This is a genomic window from Anaerobacillus sp. 1_MG-2023, from assembly GCF_030547345.1.
Taxonomy (GTDB): Bacteria; Bacillota; Bacilli; order Bacillales; family Guptibacillaceae; genus Guptibacillus; species Guptibacillus hwajinpoensis_B.
Genome location: NZ_JAUORD010000001.1, coordinates 683,840 through 703,391 on the forward strand (window position 1 = coordinate 683,840; position 19,552 = coordinate 703,391).

Sequence of the window (19,552 nt, forward strand, 5' to 3'; positions counted from 1 at the left end):
GAGAGCCTTACGCTTTGTTTCCTATGAAGTTGCTGTTTTTGGACACACCTGTCCCCTCGGCAGCTACTTCATGAAAAATCGCACGGCAAATTGATACATAATCCATAAATTCCGTACGTACAAAAGCGTTAGACATCCCTTCCTCACCTCCTTAAATTAATACTTCCATTCTATCTGAATGCTCTGACAAAATCAACCTTCAGCTACGCGAAGACCAATGACAGAAATGACCACACAAGATATTAACACTAATTGCATTCTATTTTTGGGTTCTTTAAACCAATACATACCGATCAATACACTGCCCGCTGACCCTATGCCAGTCCATATCGCATAGGCTGTACCTACCGGTAGAGCTTTTAATGATAAAGACAACATAAAAAAGCTCATGCTTCCGAAAAGAATTGTAAAAATAGAAGGCTTTAATTTTGTAAATCCTTCTGATAACTTCAAGCTAATAACACCGCCAATTTCACCTAGACCAGCGATTAACAATGCAATCCATGCCATTTTGCTTCCCTCCTAAGCTTCCTTTGCATTTAACTTCAAACCGATAATAGAAGAAATAAGCAATAAGATAAAAAATAGTTTTATGAAACTAATCGATTCATTTAAGAACATCATTCCAACCACAGCTGTCCCCGCTGCGCCTAATCCTGTAAATATGGCGTATGCTGTACCTACAGGTAAATATTTTAATGCCCTAGCGAAAAAGTAAAAGCTTGTTGCAATACCTACGATCGTTAACAAGCTTATAAGTGGTTTCGTAAAGCCATCTGAATATTTTAATCCAATAGCCCATAATACTTCCATCAGACCACCGATCACAAGATAGATCCATGCCATCTTATTTCTCCTCCTTACTATGAACGCCTCTAATAAATAGTGACCAGGAATTTTCTAACCGTTTATTATGTTCTTCAGGTGAATAGTAGAAAATTTGTTCAAACATGCCGTCAAGTAAACATAAATAAGCATCAAAAACTCGTTCCCATTCCTCATTTGGGAGCATCTGCTCGAGAATAGACTTAATCACTCTCTTCATCACATTCTCCGTTTTTTCAAACATTTGAGCGATTTCCTTCCGTAACGACTCTGGTGGAAATAGCATCATTCTTTTGAAAATAAGACCCATTTCATCATTCCGTAGATACTCTGTATTTTCACGAAGAAGGTCATATAATTGTTTCTCAGGTGATTGATTGCTTAATCGTTCAGCCGTCTTTACAAAAAACGCATTGTAATCAACTGATACTTTATGAATCACACCTAAAAATAAATCTTCTTTACTTTTATAATGCGCATATAAGGAAGGTTTTTTTATGCCTACTCCTTTAGCAATATCTGAAAGGGAAGTCCCTTCAAATCCATTACGTGCAAATAGAATGAGGGCAACCTCTTTAATTCGATCCTGTGTCGATTCTTTTTTCATATATCATTACCTACCGATCGTTAGTTATTGATAAATAAAAAACGCAGGCATTTGCCTACCACTCGTTAGTTATTATATCAACATTACCTATCATATGCAACTATCACAAAAAAAGCAGCCACTAGGTAAATATCGTAGTGGCTACATCTAAGGGAATAAGGGTTTTCAACTAATTAGACGAGCAACTACCTCATGAGGTTTCAAAAAAAGAAGTTTTTTTCATTTCATTCTTATTCTAGGTTTATCGACAAAAAAGAGAGTGATTAGTCATTGATTGATTATAGTTAAAATGAATGCTACACAGATATCGAGGCAAAAAAAAGGACCGGCAAATGCCGGTCTTCCTGGTAACGGAATATTTGAAAGGGGGTCTTAGGATCATCTTATCAAAGGGGTATAGGTGTGAACAGGTCCTTCAATACCGGTACAATCGAACGAGGTAACTTCTTTTTTATCATTTAATGTCCTTTGAACTAGTACAATCTATTCACTTTTAATCATAGCAAGAAAAAATATGTCTTTTGAATCAATCCCCCCCCACTTTATAGGCTATTTTATAAGTAAGCTCTTACTCGATTTGAGCGAAAATTGCTTTATATTTCAATTCCCCAACAACCTACTGAAAAATATTTCCCTTACAAGGGAAATGTGTCAAAATATAACTAGCAATTGAGATTGAAAGCAGGTGGAATAAGGATGTACTGTCCACATTGTGGAAAAAAAAGAGGCGATGATGAGCAATTTTGCTTCTCTTGTGGAAAAGAACTAGTCACTCAAAATAAATCTAAGCATAGCCTTTCCATTCTGTGGCGTTGGTTACCAGTGATCGTGTTTTTTCTTCTTTCTAGCACACTTGCCGGCTATTATTTTTATGAAGAATCAACGTCAAAGGCAGCGATTCGCTCATTTGAAAAGGGAGAGGAATTAGCTAACAACGGCAAGCTCGAAGCAGCACAAAAAGAATTTAATGAGGCTCAACAAAAACGACCTCGTTTCCCAGCTGCCCAAAAAAACGAGAATATTGTAACGATCGCATTAAACGTTGAAAAGACTTTAAAACAGGCGGAAACCGCAAGAAAAAAAGATAACTACAGTAAAGCCTTAGATTTGATTAAAGAAGCTGAGCAAACCTCAGCATCCTATAAAGGAGATCTATTCTCTACTTTACAAGAAGACATCGGAATGGTTCGGACAACTGTGATGGTTGCCGAATTAAAGTATGATATGAAAGGAAAAAAATCCATTGATGAATTGAAACCTGTGTTAACAAGGGCTGAAAGTTTACAAGTGGATGAAGCCCAAGACATAGCCGGACAAATTCGTAATCAAATTGTCGACTTTTCAATTAATGAAGCAAATGGTTATTTGGAAGAGAACCACTTTACGGAAGCATTAAACTCAGTAGAAGAAGGCTTAGAAATCAATAAAGGTAACGAAAAGCTATCAAACCTTCAAACCGTAATCGAAAAGAGACGAAATTCGTTTGAGGAGGAGCAACAGAAGCGAATTGAACATGCTATGGTTGCTGCAGCAAAAGAAGAAGAGATGAATCGTACAAGCGCGATTGAGCTCAATGAATTAGAAACAAAGGTGACAGATTACAATGAATTAAAAATAACAGGTACGGTCACAAGCAAAGCCACTGTTCCCGTCAATTCGATCGGGGCTTCTTATAAAGTATTGGACGGAGATGGAAAAGAGTTTGATAAAGGGGAGGTTTATATTAACCCCGACAAACTTTATCCTGACGATACAGGTAAATTTGACTTTATAATCTACGATGTAGGTGAAGACGTGAAGGATCTTGATCAATTCACAGTCGAAATTGATCATTTCACATGGTACTTGGATTAGCAGAAAGGAGTATTCAAGACGGATGTCTAAGAAATTGGCTTTGCTACTATCCCTTGCAAGCTCCCTCTTTATTCTGATTGGGGGCGGCGCAGGTTTTTATTTTTTACATGATTACTATTCAAATACAACCGTTGAAGCAACATCTTCTCTAGGAGAGAAAACAAATGCTCCAGAGAACCAAAAGAATGATTCAGACTTAAAATCCGTCATTCATGAGACACAAAAAAGCGTTGTGCAAATTGAAGTCGCCTTAAAAGATGGCACTTCTTCTGGATCAGGCTTCCTCTATAATACGAACGGAGACGTCATTACGAACGCTCATGTTATCGAAGGTGCACAAAAAATTACCGTTAAAACCTCTGATGCTAAACAATTCGAAGCTCAAATCATTGGTATGGGTGATACGATAGATGTTGCGGTGATTCGCGTTCCAGGATTAGAGGGAAATGATCCCCTCCCTGTTGCAGAAGAGCGCATGGCGGAAGTTGGGGACAATATCATTGCTCTTGGTAGCCCACTCGGACTTCAGAATACCGTTACAACAGGGATTGTCAGTGGTCTCGATCGAGAATTCATCTTAGAGCCCTATCGCTATGAGCATATCTATCAAATCTCTGCCCCCATTACAAAAGGGAACAGCGGAGGTCCCCTTATTGATGCTAATACTGGAGAGGCGATCGCCATTAATTCCGCAGGAACAGACTCAGGGGCAATCGGCTTTAGCATTCCGCTCCCCAACGTTATTGAGCAAATTAAAAATTGGTCTGATGACCCAGTAGAAATAACGGTAGATGATGAAAGTAAGGAAGAAGTATCAACACCACAAGGACTCACAGGAGAAGACTTTAAGAATAATGCTACCTATCTTATTGGATATTTCTATGAAAGCTTGTCTACTCAAGACTATGTCACTGGCTACTCCTTACTTGGCAGTCGCTGGCAGAGTGAAATGCTGTATGAAGATTTTCGAAGTGGCTATATCCATACCCTTGACGTGGAAGTTTCAAATATGACCGGAAGTTTAAATCAAACGAATGATCAAGTAAAGGTAACAGCTACTATTAAAGCACAAGAACGAACCGAGGATAAGAAGACAACAACTTCTCTATACAACGTCACTTACCAGGTTGGCTATGAAAATGACCAATTGAAAATTCTAAGTGGTAAGGCTGAAAAATTAAAGTAAAATAGGCAACATAAGGCTAGAGATACATTCTCTAGCCTTTTTGTCGTTTATTATTTATACTATCCCTCGTCTGGAGGTGAAAAACCTTCTTGAGAAATATAAATGGCGCTTTCAGGAAAAAAGGCCTGTAATCTCTTCTTTATTTTCAAATAGGCTTTACGTTGATACCAATCTTCTAGGCCCGCGTCTTCAAAGAGCTTACGAATGCCAAGCTGCTCTGTTCTTTTTCCACCGCTCCCATCACCCATGAAAAAGTCATCTAGCGTGAGGCGATCCGTTACTTCAGCTAACTTCTTAGGGAAATGTTCAGAACACGGGAGAAGTGGCGCCACTGCCGCTTGTACAGGAATACCGTTTGCTCGTAACGTTTGTAGCGCCTTTAACCTTGCTGCAATTGGCGGTGCTGATGGCGCAAAAATTTTGCGCACTGAATCAAGGTCTGTTTCTACTGTCATACTGACCAGAACCTTTTTGCCGAATTTTTTTAACAAATCAATATCTCTAGTGACGAGTGGAGAGCGGGTTTGAAGAAATAGAAAATCAGGCATTTCTTCTACCATAGCTTCAAGTAATCTTCTTGTTAAATTAGTCTTAAATTCAATAGGCTGATAAGGATCTGTCGAAGAAGACATAAAAATCGATACTTCTCCTTTTTTCCGAGCTTTCGGGATCTCTTTTTTCACAAGATCCACAGCATTTTCTTTAATATCTACCCATTCTCCCCAATCCTCTTCCCTAAAAAGGGCAATCGGCATTCTTCTGACATAGCAATACGAACAACCGAAGGCACATCCAGCGTAAGGGTTCAGAGTGTGACTATATCCATTAAGAAATCCACTACCTTTTGTTAAAATAGACCGAGATGTTCGCTTCTTAATTGAAGGCTGCAATGGCTATCCCTCCTTCTTCCATTAGTGTACCACAAACCGAACATACATTCGATTATTACGAATAATTTTTCACTAAGCGGGCACGGTAAAGGTGAAAGGTGGTATAAATTGATGAAGCGTACTGTAAGCTGTCTCCTTTTCTTACTTCTTCTTTTACCAATTCATACTTATGCAGCTGGTCCGATTCAGCTCATTCAAGGAAAGTGTCCAACTTCACTAGATCAATCGGCATCAAAAAAAGGCCTTACAATGAAAGCTACAACGATTCTTTCAGGGTTAATGGCCAACACTCCGGGTACAAATTCATGGCAGATCATTAGCATGTCACCTTTAAAAAAGAAGTCACCCTATTACGCGCCAGCCGTTAAAACCTGTGAAAAAAAAGTCGCAAACCACACTTACCTCATTGATGTCCTCGTAACAAAGAAATCTTCTCAGCTCCCCGTACGCATGCACCTTTTTGCTTCTAAAGAGGAAAAGGGTTGGAAAGTTTGGGGACTAACTACTTACTAAATGTGTATATTTTCTTTTACATCGCACATACTACTCAAGCGTGTAAGCTAGCCGTCAGGATCTATGACACGCTACCATCCCACACTCTTATTTCACACTCGGAAAATAAGAGTATAGCCCGATCAGGACGCTGATCGGGCTTAATTCATGCTTTTCTCAATAAATTGTTTAAATATTTCTGTTTCCTCCGAAAGATGTTGATAGACCATGTATGTGTGAACCTCAGGCAGTTTGATTTCTACAGTATCCACTTGAAGAATTCTCCCTTCAAATACCTCACGCCGAACAGATGACCATGGTAAAAAAGAGAACCCAAGCCCTTCCTCAATAAATCGCTTTGTAATGTGTACTTGCGATACCACCATCGTTCGAACACCTTCATATTTAGAACGTAGCTCAACTAAAAGATCTTCCCAATAATCAGGATGATTATGCGTGAGTAACGTTGATCTCAAACAAAACTCACTTAAAGATAAAGGCAGACTCGTTTCCGCATCTCCCCCATCGTGTGGCACAACTAAAACAATCGGATCGGCTCCAATTTGTTCATTTTTCACATATGCCTGCAAAGATTTCATTCTTGAAAGACCGAAATCTGCATCATTCTTGGTGATCATCTCTCCAATTTCATTAGACTCACTTACTTTTACAACGACCTCAATCGATGGATAAGCTTTCATAAATTGCTGAAGGACGTTAGGTAGAACCGTAGCAGCAATTAAAGGGGATACAGCAATCGACAACTTTCGATGGTACCCCTGCCTCCACCCGTTCATATGACGTAAGCTTGTCTCATACTGTTCAACTAACTCCCTCGCATGCGGAAGGAATTGTCTTCCTGCTTCAGAGAGCATCACTCTTCTACCGCTCTTCATAAATAGCTTACTGCCAATCTGCTTTTCAAGTTGTTGAATGTGAACCGTAACAGTAGGTTGAGCAAGATAGAGTTTTTCCGATGTTTCCCTGAAATTTTCATACGAAGCAGCTGTGACAAATGTTTTCAACCAGTTTAGATTCATTCTTATCACCCTTATTGATAGCGTTTCTCTATTAATTATTTAGTAATTATTTATTAGTCATAATCATATCGAATCGATACACTAGATACAAGACGAATGAAATGGAGTTGAGTTTATGATTCATGCCGGATTAGAAGGAATCATTGCGGCTGATTCCAATATCAGCCTTGTAGACGGAGAGAACGGTTTGCTTGTCTATCGAGGACACTGGGCAAAAGAAATTGCGAAAGAAAAATCATTCGAAGAAGCCGCCTACTTCCTATGGAATGGTTCATTTCCTACTGAAAAACAGCTAACTGCTTTCACCTCCGCACTTGGTGAAGCAAGACACTTATCACCAAACCAGAAGGAAATCATAAATCGTTTACCTGAAAAAATGGAGATGATGAGCGTTATTCGAACGGTCTTATCTTCCATGGGAGATCACTCATATCAGTTCCCAGCGACACAGGAACAGGGAATTCACCTACTGAGTATCGTTCCAACTATTATTGCCTATCGCTACCGCACTCAAAATGGATTATCTCAGATCGAGCCAGACGTAACGTTGTCTCACGTTGGGAACTATTTATATATGTTGACAGGAGAACGTCCTCAGGAAAATCACATTAAAGCGTTAACTGCCTACTTCATTTTAACGATGGAGCATGGATTAAACGCTTCTACCTTTACAGCTAGGGTGATTTCATCAACTGAAAGTGATCTCGCATCAGCTATTACAGGAGCTATTGGCGCTATGAAAGGACCTCTTCATGGTGGGGCGCCAACTGGGGTTATTGATTTATTAGAAGAAATTAAGCGTGACGGCGATGCTGAAAAAGTATTGCGACGTAAACTTGAAAATCGTGAGAAGTTAATGGGCTTTGGACATCGGGTTTATAAAACGCGCGATCCCCGTGCCGCCGCTTTAAGCGAGATTACATCAAATTTCTATGACGATGCTGAGTTTAAACTTGCACATGAAGTAGAAGACACGGCCGTACGCCTTCTCCAGGAGTACAAACCTGACCGAAAACTTTATGCGAATGTGGAGTACTATGCAGCGGCCATCTTAAGAGCAATCGAGCTACCAACAGAACTGTTTACCCCAACATTTACAGCAGCCAGAACGGCAGGTTGGATCGCACACGTGTACGAGCAAAATGACAATAACCGAATCATCCGCCCATCTTCTGTTTATAGCGGAGAAATGCCTGAGTAAGCGGGGGTGCGGGTTCTGCGGTCGGCGCAGGTGCCTGTCACCCGCGCTATATGTCGAACCACTCCTCCGCTGGAAGTTTATTGGCCAAACCAAAAAAGCTGTCGGAGTATCCTCCGGCAGCTTTTCATTATACTTTATAAGGTATCGGATCTACCGCTCCAGCTTCTTCAAAGCCTTTCAGACGCAGACGACAGCTATCACACTCGCCGCATGCTTCTACTTCACCATTGTAGCAAGATGTCGTTAGTTCATAAGGAACGCTTAAACGTAAGCCTTCACTAACCGTATCTGCTTTCGTCAAGTTAATTAACGGCGTATCAATCTTCATTTCACTACCTGTTGCTCCAGCTTTTGTAGCTAGATTAACCGTTTCATTCATGCTTTCAATAAACTCTGGTCGGCAATCCGGGTATCCACTGTAGTCAACGGCAGATACACCGATGTAGATCGCTTCAGCTCCAATCACTTCTGCATATGCAGAGGCAAGAGAAAGAAAGATCATATTACGAGCTGGCACGTAAGTAACTGGAATTTCATCTTCATCCATATCTGTTGGTACATCAATGGAATCATCCGTAAGGGCACTGCCCCCAATTTGATTTAGAAAACTAATGTTCACAATGCGATGATCGGGCGCATTGTAATATTCCGCTACTTTCTTCGCCTGCTCTACTTCTCGGTTATGCTTTTGGCCGTAGTGGAATGTAATCGGATAAAGCTCATAGCCTTTTTCCTTCGCGATTCCCATGCATGTTGTACTATCTAAACCACCGCTCAATACAATCACTGCTTTTTTATTCACGTTACACACCTCTTCTATTAGGATCCCAAATAATCTTATGAAGCTGCATACTTAGCTTCACTTTGCTTAGTCCTGCTTCTAGAATTTTTTCAACAAGTTTGTGTGGAGGCATCGTTTCCCACACTGGACTATACAATACCTGACCTTTTTGATGATTTTCTGAGACAACTTCAGTCGCTACTGTGAAATCTTCATCAGAGCCGATCACGAACTTAATTTCATCTTGTGTATCAAGAAGTTTAAAGTTCTCGTGAAGCATGCGATGCTGTTCACCAGAATCAGGCAGCTTATAGTCCATCACAAAACGAACTTTCTCCTGCCAGGCTTCATCGCCTTTTCGAACCGCTTCATATGGCGTAAGATCAATCGCTCCGTTCGTTTCGATATGAATGTCTTCAATATGCGGAAGATCTACCATCGCTTGAATAAGCGCCATTGATTTCTCACGATGAATTAACGGCTCCCCACCTGTAAAACAGATGTGACGGCTATTATATTGTTGAATTTGATCAATAATTGAGGCAATTGAACCTGTGTATTCTGCTTTATCCGGTGCATAGCTATAAGGCGTGTCACACCAGCTACAGCGCAAGTTACAGTGAAAGACGCGTACGAATACTGTTGGAAAACCAGCGCGCGTTCCCTCTCCTTCTACTGTCTCAAATACCTCCACCATCGGTAATTCCCACTTCATATATTCGGATTGTTCCGGTAGCACCCATTTACTCATTTTCTTCCATCCATTCCCGCTTCAGCGTTGCGTAGCTTGTTGGTGTTTCATAGAGAACTAGTTCTTCGATGCGCTGACCAAGATCTTTCATATTGCGCTCAGTCAGAGCTTGATCTAACTGCTCCCACATCCAAACAATCATATTTTCAGCTGTCGTGTTCATGTTCGGAAGCACTTCATTTAAATAATGATGATCCAATTTCGAATCAATCACTTCTTTAAACAGGGTTTTAATTTCACCAAAATCAACTGAAATGCCGATTTCATTCACAAATCCGCTAATTGTGATGACCACTTTATACGTATGACCATGCATGCTTTTGCACTTACCTTCGTAGCAGTGCAAATGATGCGCAGCATCAAATGTAAATTCCTTTGTTACCGCTACTCGTTTATGATGATACTTTAATTCGCTTTTCTGAATATCTTCTCCAAGTACTTCAACTTTCTTTGGAATCATAAAAGACATAAAAAAAGCCCCCTTCTTTATTCAGTAAGGGAGACGCATGAAAAACCCCATCTCCAATCAGAGAACTGGGCTACACTTTTCACGGTCCCTAGTTTTGTTTTACGAGAGGAGGGAATTACGAACTCTCCAACTTGATAATAATATCATAACACGTCATATTAGAAAAGGAGACGTATGCTTAAGCTCTTCTATTGAAGGAAAATACCGCGTTTTGAATTTAGGAAATAGTGGTAAAATTAACATCAGATGAGGAGGTGATTTGATGATGTCTAATAGTGGTGGCATGGATGGATTTGGCATGCTTTTTGGATTATTTGGTTTTCTATATATGGTCATTATTTTATTTATCGTTGTATTAACGATCGTATTCTTATTTAAAGCGATGAGCTATATGAAAAGAAAGAACGCTTCTGATCAAGAGCAGAATGAATTGCTCAGACAGTTACTTTCCAAACAAACGTCTTCAAGTATTTCAACAAACAAAGAGGATCCCACTTCCTATTAATACATAACGCCGTCCTCAGCGAGGACGGCGTTCCTAATTATCCCTTTGAATTGTGACGGTTAACAAACCGTTCGATTCGCTTAACAGCTTCCTGCAAAGAATCGATTGACGTTGCGTAAGAACAGCGCACATAGCCTTCTCCACCAGCACCAAAGACATGCCCTGGCACAACAGCGACCTGCTCTTCTTCTAATAACTTTTCAGCAAATTCATCTGATGTCATCCCAGTTGCCTGTACGGATGGAAATGCGTAGAATGCACCACCTGGCATATGACAGGAAAGTCCGATGTTGTTAAATGCTTTAACAAGAAAGTTTCTTCGCTGACGATAGCTTTTCTTCATTCTCTCAAGATCGTCTCTTCCACTTTTCAAAGCTTCGAGTGCCCCGTGCTGAGCGATTGTCGGCGCACACATCATTGTATATTGATGGATTTTCAACATCGCCGCAATGATTTCTTCAGGACCCGTCACGTAACCAAGTCTCCAACCTGTCATAGCAAATGCCTTCGAGAAACCTGAAATAAGAATTGTACGCTCTTTCATGCCATCAGCTCGGGCAATGCTATAATGCGTCTCATCATACGTTAATTCCGCATAGATCTCATCCGAAAGTACGAGTAGGTCATGTTCTTCAATGATGTCTGTAACGTTTTTCAATTCCGCTTCAGACATTGTGGCACCAGTAGGGTTACTCGGGAAACACAGAAGGATCGCTTTTGTTCGCTTCGTAATCACTTTTTCAAGCGACTCACGCGTTATTTTAAACTCGTCCTCTGCCTTTGTTTCCAAAGAGACAGGTTTCCCACCTGCGAGCGTTACAGCTGGTGAATAAGCAACAAAGCCTGGTTCGACAATAATAACCTCATCACCCGGATCAATCACCGCTCGAAAAGCCAGATCAATCGCCTGACTCGCTCCAACAGTTAATATGATTTGTGATTCAGCTGAATAGCTCAGTGAAAATTGTTCATCTAAGTAAGACGAAATTTCTTCCCTTAGCTCTAGCAGACCTGCATTTGCCGTATAAGCAGTATAGCCGCTTTCAAGTGAAGCGTAGCCCGCTTCACATACATTCCACGGTGTAACAAAATCTGGCTCACCAACACCAAGTGAAATAACATTATCCATTTGGGAAGCAAGATCAAAGAATTTTCGGATACCTGAAGGTTTTAATTGAGAAGCTGTTTTAGAAATATACTGCTGTTGAACTTCCTTCATGGTGACACCACAATCCGCTTATCCTTCTGTTCCGGTTCAAAAATCACACCGTCGTGTTTATATTTTTTAAGTAAGAAATGCGTTGTTGTCGACAAAACTGAATCAAGTGTTGAAAGCTTGTTAGAAACAAAGAAAGCAACTTCCTTCATTGTTTTCCCTTCGATCTGAACAGACAAATCAAACGCTCCTGACATTAAGTACACTGCTTTCACTTCCGGAAAACGATAAATACGCTCAGCAATCTCATCAAAGCCAACATCTCTTTTTGGGGTTACCTTCACATCAATCATGGCTGCAACACCGTCTTTGCCAGAAGTTTTATCCCAATTAATAACGGATGAATAGCTTAAAATAATATCCTGTTCTTCAAGTTTCTTAATGATTTTCTCTACTTCTTCAACTGATAATTCAACCATATCAGCTAAAACATCCATTGGTACACGTGCATTATCCTCTAAAATTTCTAGGATTTCGATTTCTTTTTCATTCACTGTAATGCCCCCTGCTTTCCATCTATTTCATTTACTATATCATTCTTCTACTTTTATTTCATTTTGTTATTTGCACTGAAGGGTATTCCTACACACCTACCACAATTTTCTCGATATCCCCATTTTCCTTTAACCAATCGGTCAATCGTTCGATATCATATGAAAAAATCCGATCGCAGTCTATTTCTCGAACAATGCCTCTTCCTGCTTCATATATTTTTTTCGTTTTTGGTGCAAGCTTCGTGGGATCTCGATAGGTAATTCCTTGCATTGCACAAATCGCTTCAATTGCTAGAATTCTTCTCACATTTGTTGTGATTTGGGCAGCGTGACGAGAACCAATCGTTCCCATACTAACGTGATCCTCCTGATTGGCTGAGGATGGAATAGAATCAACTGAAGCCGGATGGGCAAGGGTTTTGTTTTCTGAGACAAGAGATGCTGCTGCGTATTGCATAATCATTGCGCCTGATTGTAACCCTGGTTTGGGACTTAAGAATGCAGGAAGATCATTCAATTGCGGGTTCACGAGTCGTTCAATACGACGTTCTGCAATACTCCCAAATTCAGCCATCGCAATCGAAAGAAAATCCATTGCTAGGGCAATGGGCTGTCCATGAAAATTCCCTCCAGATAGTACTTTCGCGCCCCCATCAAAAATAAGTGGGTTGTCCGTGGCCGCGTTCATTTCAATTTCAAGTTTTTCTTTTACATAAGCAAGGGCTTGCCAGGAAGCACCATGAACTTGAGGAATACATCTGAGGGAATAAGCATCCTGAACCCTTATCTCTCCTTGCCTCGTTGTTAACTGACTCCCTTTTAATAGCTTCCTTAACCTTCTAGCCACATCCACTTGTTCTGGGTAACCTCTAACCATATGAATGTCCTCATCGAAGGCGTCTGTAATAGCTCTCAAGGCTTCTAATGTAAGAGATGAGATACCATCCGCTTCATAGGCGAGTTTTTCTGCTTCAAGATAAGTGACAGCGCCCATCGCCGTCATTGCCTGTGTGCCATTAATAAGCGCAAGACCTTCCTTAGCGGTTAATTTAATCGGTTCGATTCCTTTCTCTTTCATTGGAACAGTCGCGTTTTCTCGCTTTCCCCGGTAGAATACCTCTCCTTCACCTAATAACGGAAGAACAAGATGAGCTAAAGGGGCCAGGTCACCGCTTGCTCCAAGTGATCCTTGCTGAGGTACAACTGGTAGAATTTCTTCGTTGGCATAAAGCAATAGTCTTTCAATCACTTCACGCCTAATCCCTGAAAATCCTTTCAGTAAAGCATTCGCTCGAAGCAAAAGCATAGCTTTTGATACAAGAGGTGGAAAGGGTTCACCGATACCACATGCATGGGAATAAATAAGGTTCAACTGAAGCTGATCAACATCTGAAGTTTGAATATGGACATCACTTAACTTGCCAAATCCTGTTGTAATACCGTACACTGTCTCCCCGTTTGCAACAATCGTTTCCACTGCTTTTCTGTTTTGATCAACACGCTTTAGACTCTCTTTCGAACAGCTAGCACGCGCACCGTTAAATAAAAGCTTTCTAAGATTATTTAATGATAACTGATAACCATCGAGTAAAATCATTTACTACCACTCCTCTACCATATTATTTAAGTAAAGGTACATAAAAAACTCGTTTTAAAAATCGAATCGATTTTTAAAACGAGTTTTTTTATTCCTATATTGTGTGTAATTGCTCATGAGCCCTTCACACCTTTCCTCAATCAATGATTCCTGATTCTCCAATATTCACTTTAACATCAATCGTTACAGGAACATCAGGATATCGGTCATACCATTTTTTAAAATCAAAATTTCTAGTCTGACTACGAGCATGATCACCGATTGAGAAAGGATCTATCCCTAATTCTTGAAATTTCTTAACCATCTCATCACCATGCGCTTTCACTTTACGTTCAAGCGCTTTTGCAATTTCTTGTTTTGTCTCTTTACTCAACTTATCCCCTGTGTACTCTACAATATTTCCATTTAACTTAATTGATATGTTTACTGAAGGATTGGTATTCCCATTTTTCACCTTATACTTTACTTTTGATTTGATCTTTTGTAGATTGGCATACTCTCCATCTGGAAGTTCTAACTCATATAAACCTGCGCTAAAACTTTTATTAATCAATGCGAACATAAACATTTCGTCCAAGTTCAGTTTTCCAACCATTTTCTCATCTTCAAACAAAGCTAAACCAGTTATTTTTACTTCAGTCTTTTCCTTCTTAAGTATAGGAACGACTGGATCCATCCCATCGCCATAATATTTATAATCAAACAAGTGAATATTATTTTGTGGCATATTTCCATACTCAATCGATTGTTTAATAAGATTCTGTAGAAATGGACCGATTCCCTGTAAATATTGAAACTCATTTTTGATGAGTTCGCCTGCACTCCCTTCTACTACACCAACATAAATAAGACGACCGGCTGCTGGGTCTCTTAGAAAACTATCTAGCACATCTATGATTCCCTCTTCAGCCATATCTTCACTAAATAACAATACCGCCATCTTCCCTATCGAAATGGGCTTAGGTAAACCGCTTAATTGATTGCGAAGTCCTTTACTCGTATATGCCTCAGCTTCAAATGATCTTGTCTCAACTTCTTGATTTGGATCAAACGTTTGGAGAGAGATCGTTCCTTTGATTTTTTCTTCTTCTCCCTTGTCATAGCCAACGATAAATAGGATAGGCACTTCATCAATTATTTCTTCTGCTACACATCCTGTCAGAAGCATACAAAGGAGCATTAAGCTGCAATATTTCATGTTCGCCTTTTCACTCTCCTCCAAATCATGCTGTATAGGAAAATAAATGGAATATAAAAGTAATACACGTAGGTTCCTATTATAGAAGTTATCGTATTAAGATAGTCCACCTGGTCACGATTCGTAACCATCACACATGCTGTAAAAACAAACGCAATCAAAATGAAAACAAAGTACTTTTGTTTTATATGTAACACCTTTTTTCCAACTCGACTTGCTCCCCACATCGTTAAGCATATATTAGGAAAAACAACGAAACACCAGAATGTAATTCCAATATACTCAAACCGCTCTACAAATGGTAACTCTACAACTTTCCACGCAATCAACGTAGACCATATAGACTGCTGAAGTTGCCCCTCACTATAAAATGCAAGCGAAACTACCATAACCATTGTATAAATCAATGTTGTTAATAAAACGCCCATGTGCGCCCATATGCGAGAGCTTTTCGGATTTTTCAAGAATGGATAAGCGAGAAGTAAGATATCTATTCCAACATAGCTTAGCGTCATCTGCCTTGTTCCAAGAGCAAATTCCTGTAATGTATGATCCATAATGGGAAACAAATTGCTAAATGTAGAGAATTTCAGAGGAGCCGTTGCCGTAAATACTAACCAAATTGGGATGATCACTCCAAAGAAACAGATTCCTGCTACCGTTCGAAATCCCCCAGCAAGCACATAATACGTTAACAACAAATACATTCCTACAGGTATCCAAGTGGCTAGTTCAGGAAACATCCAGGCCTGAATGACTTCTATAAACGTACGAAGAATAACAATCGTCCCTAACAGTAAATACATCATTAGTGCAATGTTAAAAAACGATCCAATCCACTTCCCAAACCACTTATTATGAAGGTCAATAATGTCGTAAGAACCATCACTAAGAATTCGATACATCATCCATATGAACACATGAAAAACAACACCCGTAATAATAACGACAATCCAGGCATCATTTCCTGCATAAGCCGCGATATATCTAGGAAAGCCTAGTATCCCAACTCCCACCTGATTACTGTGAATAATAAACATGATCAGGAAGGGAGATATAAGAAGATCATTTCGCTTGCTCTGTTCCATGCAACTCACCCTCTACTGCTCATCGAAATCCAGATGATGCTTTTGGCGTTTTTTCTTATCCTCAAATCGTTTCGTCTGTTTCCCTCGAAAAAATTGAAATCTGTTTTTTTGCATGACATAAGGTAAACGAAAGAAAGAATCGTACCAATCTTTTACCCTCGGAGGATAAAGCGGTGCGAGATATGGGTTTCCAAATGACGTTAACCTGATCATATGCGTTAGAATAAATAGTCCAAACAGCGCTACACCGATTAAGCCAAGAAATTGTGCGAACACAATTAAAGGATAGCGTAAAAAACGAATCGTATTAGTCATGCGATATACTGGTGTTGTAAAAGAAGCAAGAGCTGATAAGGCAACCAAAATCAACAGAATATTACTAGTTAATGAAGCCTCAACGGCAGCCGTTCCAATTACAATACCTCCTACAATACCGAGTGTTTGCCCAACCTTCGTCGGCATCCTTGCCCCCGCCTCTCGTAACAAATCGATTGTCACTTCAAGAAAAAACACTTCAATGACAGGAGAGAAAGGGATGTCACTCCTTGATGAAATTAACGTTGCTAATAACTTAGAAGGAAATAATTCATAATGATACGTTAAAACTGCAACGTACAAAGGAGTAGCGATAATCGACGCTAGAATGGCAATCATACGGACGACACGAAAAAAGGAAGCAATATTCCATCCAAGATAGTAATCTTCAAAGGAAACTAACAATTGACCAAAATTGATGGGGCCAATTAAAGCATTAGAAGAGCCTTCTGTTAAGATTGCAAATGCACCAAAATTCATATGTCCTGTAATACGATCCGTTCGTTCCGTATCAATCATTTGCGGAAAAACAGACAGAGAATTGTCTTCTAACATCTGACCAATAAAAGAAGAATCGGAAATGATGTCAAAATCAAGATCTTCGAGACGCTGCATAACCGTATTAATATTCTGTTCACTAGCCACACCCTCAATAAAGGCAACGACAACTTTCGTTTTACTTATCGTTCCAACGGTAATCTCTTTCATTCTCAATCTTGGATGCGGGATTCTTCTACGAATTAAATTCATATTTGTATGAAGATCTTCGACTAGACCTTCTTTCGGTCCCATCACACTAAATTCAATTTCAGGAGCAGATAAATCTCTTGATTTGCGAAGACTAATGTTTACAAGGAGAACCTTTTGACCTCGTGAAAGTTGGATGGCAAGATAACCTTCTAACAACCGTTCTTGGATGACTGATAGCTCTGATGAAATCTCAATATTCTCGATTGGAAGAATGCCTTTTAAGTCTTCAAGTGATTTTGACTTACATTCTTTAATCACTGGCAATATGTCACGGTGTAGCTGTTCAGAATCAACAAGCGACGCAAAATAGATTAACCGATAAGGCTGATCGCTCGCTTTATTTTCATATGCCACAAAATCGATCGATTGTTTAAGGTCTTTTATCATTTTCTCTAACGTAGATGGCTTTTCAGAAGCGCCTTTCTTAAACCATTTCACATGAATCAGCTCCGCACTTAGCATTCTCTTCCAATTAGCATGCGCATTTCTTGTCCTCTTATCCATCAAAAAAAGATCAGGCGCATATATAGCACCAGACCTTTTTATCACGTTCTTTCTTTATAAACACTTAGCACCTTTTGGCGCTGTACTTTATGATCCACCGTTGGAAGTGGGTAATCTTTCCCAATGACACAGTTATTTTCCTTTTGCTCTTCTTCAGTCATTTTTGATGGTTGATGGATATACTTCTTAGGCACATCTTTTAACTCTTCAACGTACTTCTTAATATAAACACCGTCCGGATCAAATCGTTCTGCCTGAGTCGTCGGATTAAAGATACGGAAATAAGGGACAGCATCTGTACCAGTTGAAGATGCCCACTGCCACCCTCCAGTATTGGAAGACTCATCATAATCAATCAGCTTTTCCTCAAAGTAACGCTCACCAAGTCTCCAATCGATAAGGTAATCTTTTGTAAGAAATGAAGCTGTAATCATACGAAGTCGATTATGCATCCAGCCTTCCTGATTTAGTTGCCTCATTCCAGCATCAACGATTGGAAAGCCGGTTTTACCCTCTTTCCACTTCTGCAATTTTTCTTCATCGTCATTCCACGGAATGCCTCGATATTTGGACTGAAATTCACGTTCTCGAAATTCAGGAAACTCCGAATGAACCATTCCATAAAAATCACGCCAGGAAAGTTCCTGAATAAACGTTTCTGCCCCTTTATGATCATATTCCGCTACCATATGAAAAAGGGTACGGACAGAGAGAGCACCTGTTTTTAAATACGGTGATAACTTACTTGTCCCCACAAGTGAAGGAACATCTCGATGATTGTCATAATCCTTGATTCTTTCCTTTACAAAACGCTTCGCCCGTTGAGTTGCACTCTTTTCACCAATCGCTTGCCAATTTGCTTCACACTTATTTAAAATGTTTGCAAATTCGGCTTCAGATTCAGGGTCAAGTGTAAGATCTAACGAATGAGCATACTTCTTAATCTTCTTAAAATCATTCTGAATGACTGGTGGCTTTCTTAGCGTGCGCCATTGCTTATAATAGGGCGTAAATATCTTATACATCGTATCATCATGTTTCCTAACTTCTTTGGAACCATGAAGGTAGTAATCTTTATAAGAAAATACTTTAATACCCTTCTCTTTCAGCAAGTCACTCACTTCACTATCGCGCCTCGCTCCATATCCTGCTTCATCTTCATTAAAGAAAATGGCCGTTACCTTTAAACGAGCCGTTACCTTATCAAATACGTCTTTTGGAGTGCCATAGCTAATTTGAAAGGGAAGTTTCTCATTTTTACAGCGTTCTTGAAATTCAGCCACCGTCTGAAAGAAATAATCGTGGTGGAGATTGATTGTATTCGTAAAATGGGGATCAAGCTGGAAAAGCCCTACCCAGTTAGCATCATTTTCTTCACAATAGGCGATAGCCTTTTCAAGAGCAGTTTGGTCGTTGAAACGAAAATCCCGTCTAAACCAAACGATAACGATTTCACTCATCACATTCACCTCTACCATCATTTTAGTTCGAAGAAGAGATGGTTTACAGTTTGAATGTGCTATAGATACGAACTAACGATACTGTAGCTACTAAATAAGTGATCTACCTATAAGACAAATGAATAATTTGTTCGAATCTCTTAAAAGCTATATGTAACACTTTAATTATTAACAAAATAATTCCGCGAACGTGAATAAAAAACATACAAAAAAGCGAGAAACCATTTGGTCTCTCGCTTTTCTTCATTGCCCAGCGACGTCCTACTCTTGCAGGGGGAGATCCCCCAACTACCATCGGCGCTGAAGAGCTTAACTTCCGTGTTCGGCAT

At 39.8% G+C, this 19,552-nt stretch carries 21 protein-coding genes and 1 rRNA gene; 5 read left to right on the plus strand and 17 right to left on the minus strand.

Annotated elements, in window-relative coordinates:
* Positions 1-7 precede the first annotated feature (7 nt).
* Genes Q4550_RS03630 through Q4550_RS03645 form a run of 4 tightly spaced genes read right to left on the minus strand, consistent with a single transcriptional unit; the run spans position 8 to position 1,432 of the window.
* Positions 8-136 (minus strand): RAxF-45 family protein, encoded by a 129-nt coding sequence (locus Q4550_RS03630; protein WP_303530417.1) that lies wholly within the window; start codon positions 134-136, stop codon positions 8-10.
* A gap of 56 nt (positions 137-192) precedes the next feature.
* Positions 193-510 carry a DMT family transporter gene (locus tag Q4550_RS03635; protein ID WP_303530418.1) on the minus strand — a complete coding sequence of 106 codons (318 nt, stop codon included), beginning with the start codon at positions 508-510 and terminating at the stop codon, positions 193-195.
* A 12-nt stretch (positions 511-522) separates the two neighbouring features.
* A complete protein-coding gene (locus tag Q4550_RS03640) occupies positions 523-846 on the minus strand; it encodes a DMT family transporter (RefSeq protein WP_303530421.1) in 324 nt (107 codons plus the stop codon).
* Position 847: 1 nt separating this feature from the next.
* Positions 848-1,432 (minus strand): TetR/AcrR family transcriptional regulator, encoded by a 585-nt coding sequence (locus Q4550_RS03645; protein WP_303530423.1) that lies wholly within the window; start codon positions 1,430-1,432, stop codon positions 848-850.
* A gap of 696 nt (positions 1,433-2,128) precedes the next feature.
* On the opposite strand from Q4550_RS03645, the gene Q4550_RS03650 reads away from it, so the two are divergent.
* Together Q4550_RS03650 and Q4550_RS03655 are read left to right on the plus strand one after the other, a co-directional pair.
* Positions 2,129-3,286 carry a zinc-ribbon domain-containing protein gene (locus tag Q4550_RS03650; protein ID WP_303530425.1) on the plus strand — a complete coding sequence of 386 codons (1,158 nt, stop codon included), beginning with the start codon at positions 2,129-2,131 and terminating at the stop codon, positions 3,284-3,286.
* 22 nt (positions 3,287-3,308) lie between these two features.
* Complete coding sequence (locus Q4550_RS03655) at positions 3,309-4,472, plus strand: S1C family serine protease (RefSeq protein ID WP_303530426.1); 1,164 nt, start codon at positions 3,309-3,311, stop codon at positions 4,470-4,472.
* A gap of 59 nt (positions 4,473-4,531) precedes the next feature.
* On the opposite strand, the gene Q4550_RS03660 is transcribed toward Q4550_RS03655, so the two are convergent.
* Positions 4,532-5,362, minus strand: a complete 831-nt coding sequence (locus Q4550_RS03660; protein ID WP_303530427.1) for an SPL family radical SAM protein — start codon at positions 5,360-5,362, stop codon at positions 4,532-4,534.
* A gap of 111 nt (positions 5,363-5,473) precedes the next feature.
* On the opposite strand from Q4550_RS03660, the gene Q4550_RS03665 reads away from it, so the two are divergent.
* Complete coding sequence (locus Q4550_RS03665; protein WP_303530428.1) at positions 5,474-5,875, plus strand: hypothetical protein; 402 nt, start codon at positions 5,474-5,476, stop codon at positions 5,873-5,875.
* A gap of 140 nt (positions 5,876-6,015) precedes the next feature.
* On the opposite strand, the gene Q4550_RS03670 is transcribed toward Q4550_RS03665, so the two are convergent.
* Positions 6,016-6,894, minus strand: coding sequence for a LysR family transcriptional regulator (locus Q4550_RS03670; protein WP_303530429.1), 879 nt, complete (start codon positions 6,892-6,894; stop codon positions 6,016-6,018).
* Between the two features lie 115 nt (positions 6,895-7,009).
* On the opposite strand from Q4550_RS03670, the gene Q4550_RS03675 reads away from it, so the two are divergent.
* Entirely contained in the window at positions 7,010-8,095 is a 1,086-nt protein-coding gene (locus Q4550_RS03675; RefSeq protein ID WP_303530430.1) for a citrate synthase/methylcitrate synthase, read from the plus strand.
* Between the two features lie 127 nt (positions 8,096-8,222).
* Here the strand turns inward: Q4550_RS03675 and queC are convergent, their stop codons facing one another.
* Genes queC through queD form a run of 3 tightly spaced genes read right to left on the minus strand, consistent with a single transcriptional unit; the run spans position 8,223 to position 10,096 of the window.
* A complete protein-coding gene (gene queC, locus Q4550_RS03680) occupies positions 8,223-8,897 on the minus strand; it encodes a 7-cyano-7-deazaguanine synthase QueC (protein ID WP_303530431.1) in 675 nt (224 codons plus the stop codon).
* A 1-nt stretch (position 8,898) separates the two neighbouring features.
* Positions 8,899-9,627, minus strand: a complete 729-nt coding sequence (locus Q4550_RS03685; RefSeq protein WP_303530433.1) for a 7-carboxy-7-deazaguanine synthase QueE — start codon at positions 9,625-9,627, stop codon at positions 8,899-8,901.
* Positions 9,620-10,096, minus strand: a complete 477-nt coding sequence (queD, locus tag Q4550_RS03690) for a 6-carboxytetrahydropterin synthase QueD (protein WP_226616375.1) — start codon at positions 10,094-10,096, stop codon at positions 9,620-9,622. The genes Q4550_RS03685 and queD overlap by 8 nt, the downstream gene beginning before the upstream one ends.
* A gap of 262 nt (positions 10,097-10,358) precedes the next feature.
* Here queD and Q4550_RS03695 point away from each other — a divergent pair, with 262 nt between their 5' ends.
* On the plus strand, positions 10,359-10,601 hold the full coding sequence (locus Q4550_RS03695) for a hypothetical protein (RefSeq protein WP_303530437.1): 243 nt from the start codon (positions 10,359-10,361) through the stop codon (positions 10,599-10,601).
* 37 nt (positions 10,602-10,638) lie between these two features.
* Here the strand turns inward: Q4550_RS03695 and Q4550_RS03700 are convergent, their stop codons facing one another.
* The 8 genes from Q4550_RS03700 to rrf all read right to left on the minus strand — a co-directional run.
* Positions 10,639-11,820, minus strand: coding sequence for an aminotransferase (locus Q4550_RS03700; RefSeq protein ID WP_194220325.1), 1,182 nt, complete (start codon positions 11,818-11,820; stop codon positions 10,639-10,641).
* Positions 11,817-12,317, minus strand: a complete 501-nt coding sequence (locus tag Q4550_RS03705; protein ID WP_194222199.1) for an Lrp/AsnC family transcriptional regulator — start codon at positions 12,315-12,317, stop codon at positions 11,817-11,819. The genes Q4550_RS03700 and Q4550_RS03705 overlap by 4 nt, the downstream gene beginning before the upstream one ends.
* Before the next feature lie 82 nt (positions 12,318-12,399).
* A complete protein-coding gene (hutH, locus tag Q4550_RS03710; protein WP_303530438.1) occupies positions 12,400-13,908 on the minus strand; it encodes a histidine ammonia-lyase in 1,509 nt (502 codons plus the stop codon).
* Between the two features lie 136 nt (positions 13,909-14,044).
* A complete protein-coding gene (locus Q4550_RS03715) occupies positions 14,045-15,106 on the minus strand; it encodes a Ger(x)C family spore germination protein (protein ID WP_303530439.1) in 1,062 nt (353 codons plus the stop codon).
* Positions 15,103-16,194, minus strand: coding sequence for a GerAB/ArcD/ProY family transporter (locus Q4550_RS03720; RefSeq protein ID WP_303530440.1), 1,092 nt, complete (start codon positions 16,192-16,194; stop codon positions 15,103-15,105). Before Q4550_RS03720 ends, Q4550_RS03715 begins: the two co-directional genes overlap by 4 nt.
* 12 nt (positions 16,195-16,206) lie before the next feature.
* Complete coding sequence (locus tag Q4550_RS03725) at positions 16,207-17,697, minus strand: spore germination protein (protein WP_303530441.1); 1,491 nt, start codon at positions 17,695-17,697, stop codon at positions 16,207-16,209.
* A 107-nt stretch (positions 17,698-17,804) separates the two neighbouring features.
* Positions 17,805-19,223, minus strand: coding sequence for a cryptochrome/photolyase family protein (locus tag Q4550_RS03730; RefSeq protein ID WP_303530442.1), 1,419 nt, complete (start codon positions 19,221-19,223; stop codon positions 17,805-17,807).
* Positions 19,224-19,471: 248 nt separating this feature from the next.
* Positions 19,472-19,552: ribosomal RNA gene (gene rrf / locus Q4550_RS25140) — 5S ribosomal RNA — on the minus strand; the annotation flags it as partial.

Excerpts from the sequence above, each read along its gene's own strand:
- Q4550_RS03720 (WP_303530440.1), bottom strand. The coding sequence starts at position 16,194 with ATGGAACAGAGCAAGCGAAATGATCTTCTTATATCTCCCTTCCTGATC.
- Q4550_RS03665 (WP_303530428.1), top strand. The coding sequence starts at position 5,474 with ATGAAGCGTACTGTAAGCTGTCTCCTTTTCTTACTTCTTCTTTTACCA.
- Q4550_RS03635 (WP_303530418.1), bottom strand. The coding sequence starts at position 510 with ATGGCATGGATTGCATTGTTAATCGCTGGTCTAGGTGAAATTGGCGGT.
- queD (WP_226616375.1), bottom strand. The coding sequence starts at position 10,096 with ATGTCTTTTATGATTCCAAAGAAAGTTGAAGTACTTGGAGAAGATATT.
- Q4550_RS03675 (WP_303530430.1), top strand. The coding sequence starts at position 7,010 with ATGATTCATGCCGGATTAGAAGGAATCATTGCGGCTGATTCCAATATC.
- Q4550_RS03730 (WP_303530442.1), bottom strand. The coding sequence starts at position 19,223 with ATGAGTGAAATCGTTATCGTTTGGTTTAGACGGGATTTTCGTTTCAAC.
- Q4550_RS03685 (WP_303530433.1), bottom strand. The coding sequence starts at position 9,627 with ATGAGTAAATGGGTGCTACCGGAACAATCCGAATATATGAAGTGGGAA.
- Q4550_RS03700 (WP_194220325.1), bottom strand. The coding sequence starts at position 11,820 with ATGAAGGAAGTTCAACAGCAGTATATTTCTAAAACAGCTTCTCAATTA.
- Q4550_RS03695 (WP_303530437.1), top strand. The coding sequence starts at position 10,359 with ATGATGTCTAATAGTGGTGGCATGGATGGATTTGGCATGCTTTTTGGA.
- Q4550_RS03670 (WP_303530429.1), bottom strand. The coding sequence starts at position 6,894 with ATGAATCTAAACTGGTTGAAAACATTTGTCACAGCTGCTTCGTATGAA.
- Q4550_RS03630 (WP_303530417.1), bottom strand. The coding sequence starts at position 136 with ATGTCTAACGCTTTTGTACGTACGGAATTTATGGATTATGTATCAATT.
- Q4550_RS03715 (WP_303530439.1), bottom strand. The coding sequence starts at position 15,106 with ATGAAATATTGCAGCTTAATGCTCCTTTGTATGCTTCTGACAGGATGT.
- Q4550_RS03645 (WP_303530423.1), bottom strand. The coding sequence starts at position 1,432 with ATGAAAAAAGAATCGACACAGGATCGAATTAAAGAGGTTGCCCTCATT.
- Q4550_RS03655 (WP_303530426.1), top strand. The coding sequence starts at position 3,309 with ATGTCTAAGAAATTGGCTTTGCTACTATCCCTTGCAAGCTCCCTCTTT.
- Q4550_RS03650 (WP_303530425.1), top strand. The coding sequence starts at position 2,129 with ATGTACTGTCCACATTGTGGAAAAAAAAGAGGCGATGATGAGCAATTT.
- Q4550_RS03640 (WP_303530421.1), bottom strand. The coding sequence starts at position 846 with ATGGCATGGATCTATCTTGTGATCGGTGGTCTGATGGAAGTATTATGG.
- hutH (WP_303530438.1), bottom strand. The coding sequence starts at position 13,908 with ATGATTTTACTCGATGGTTATCAGTTATCATTAAATAATCTTAGAAAG.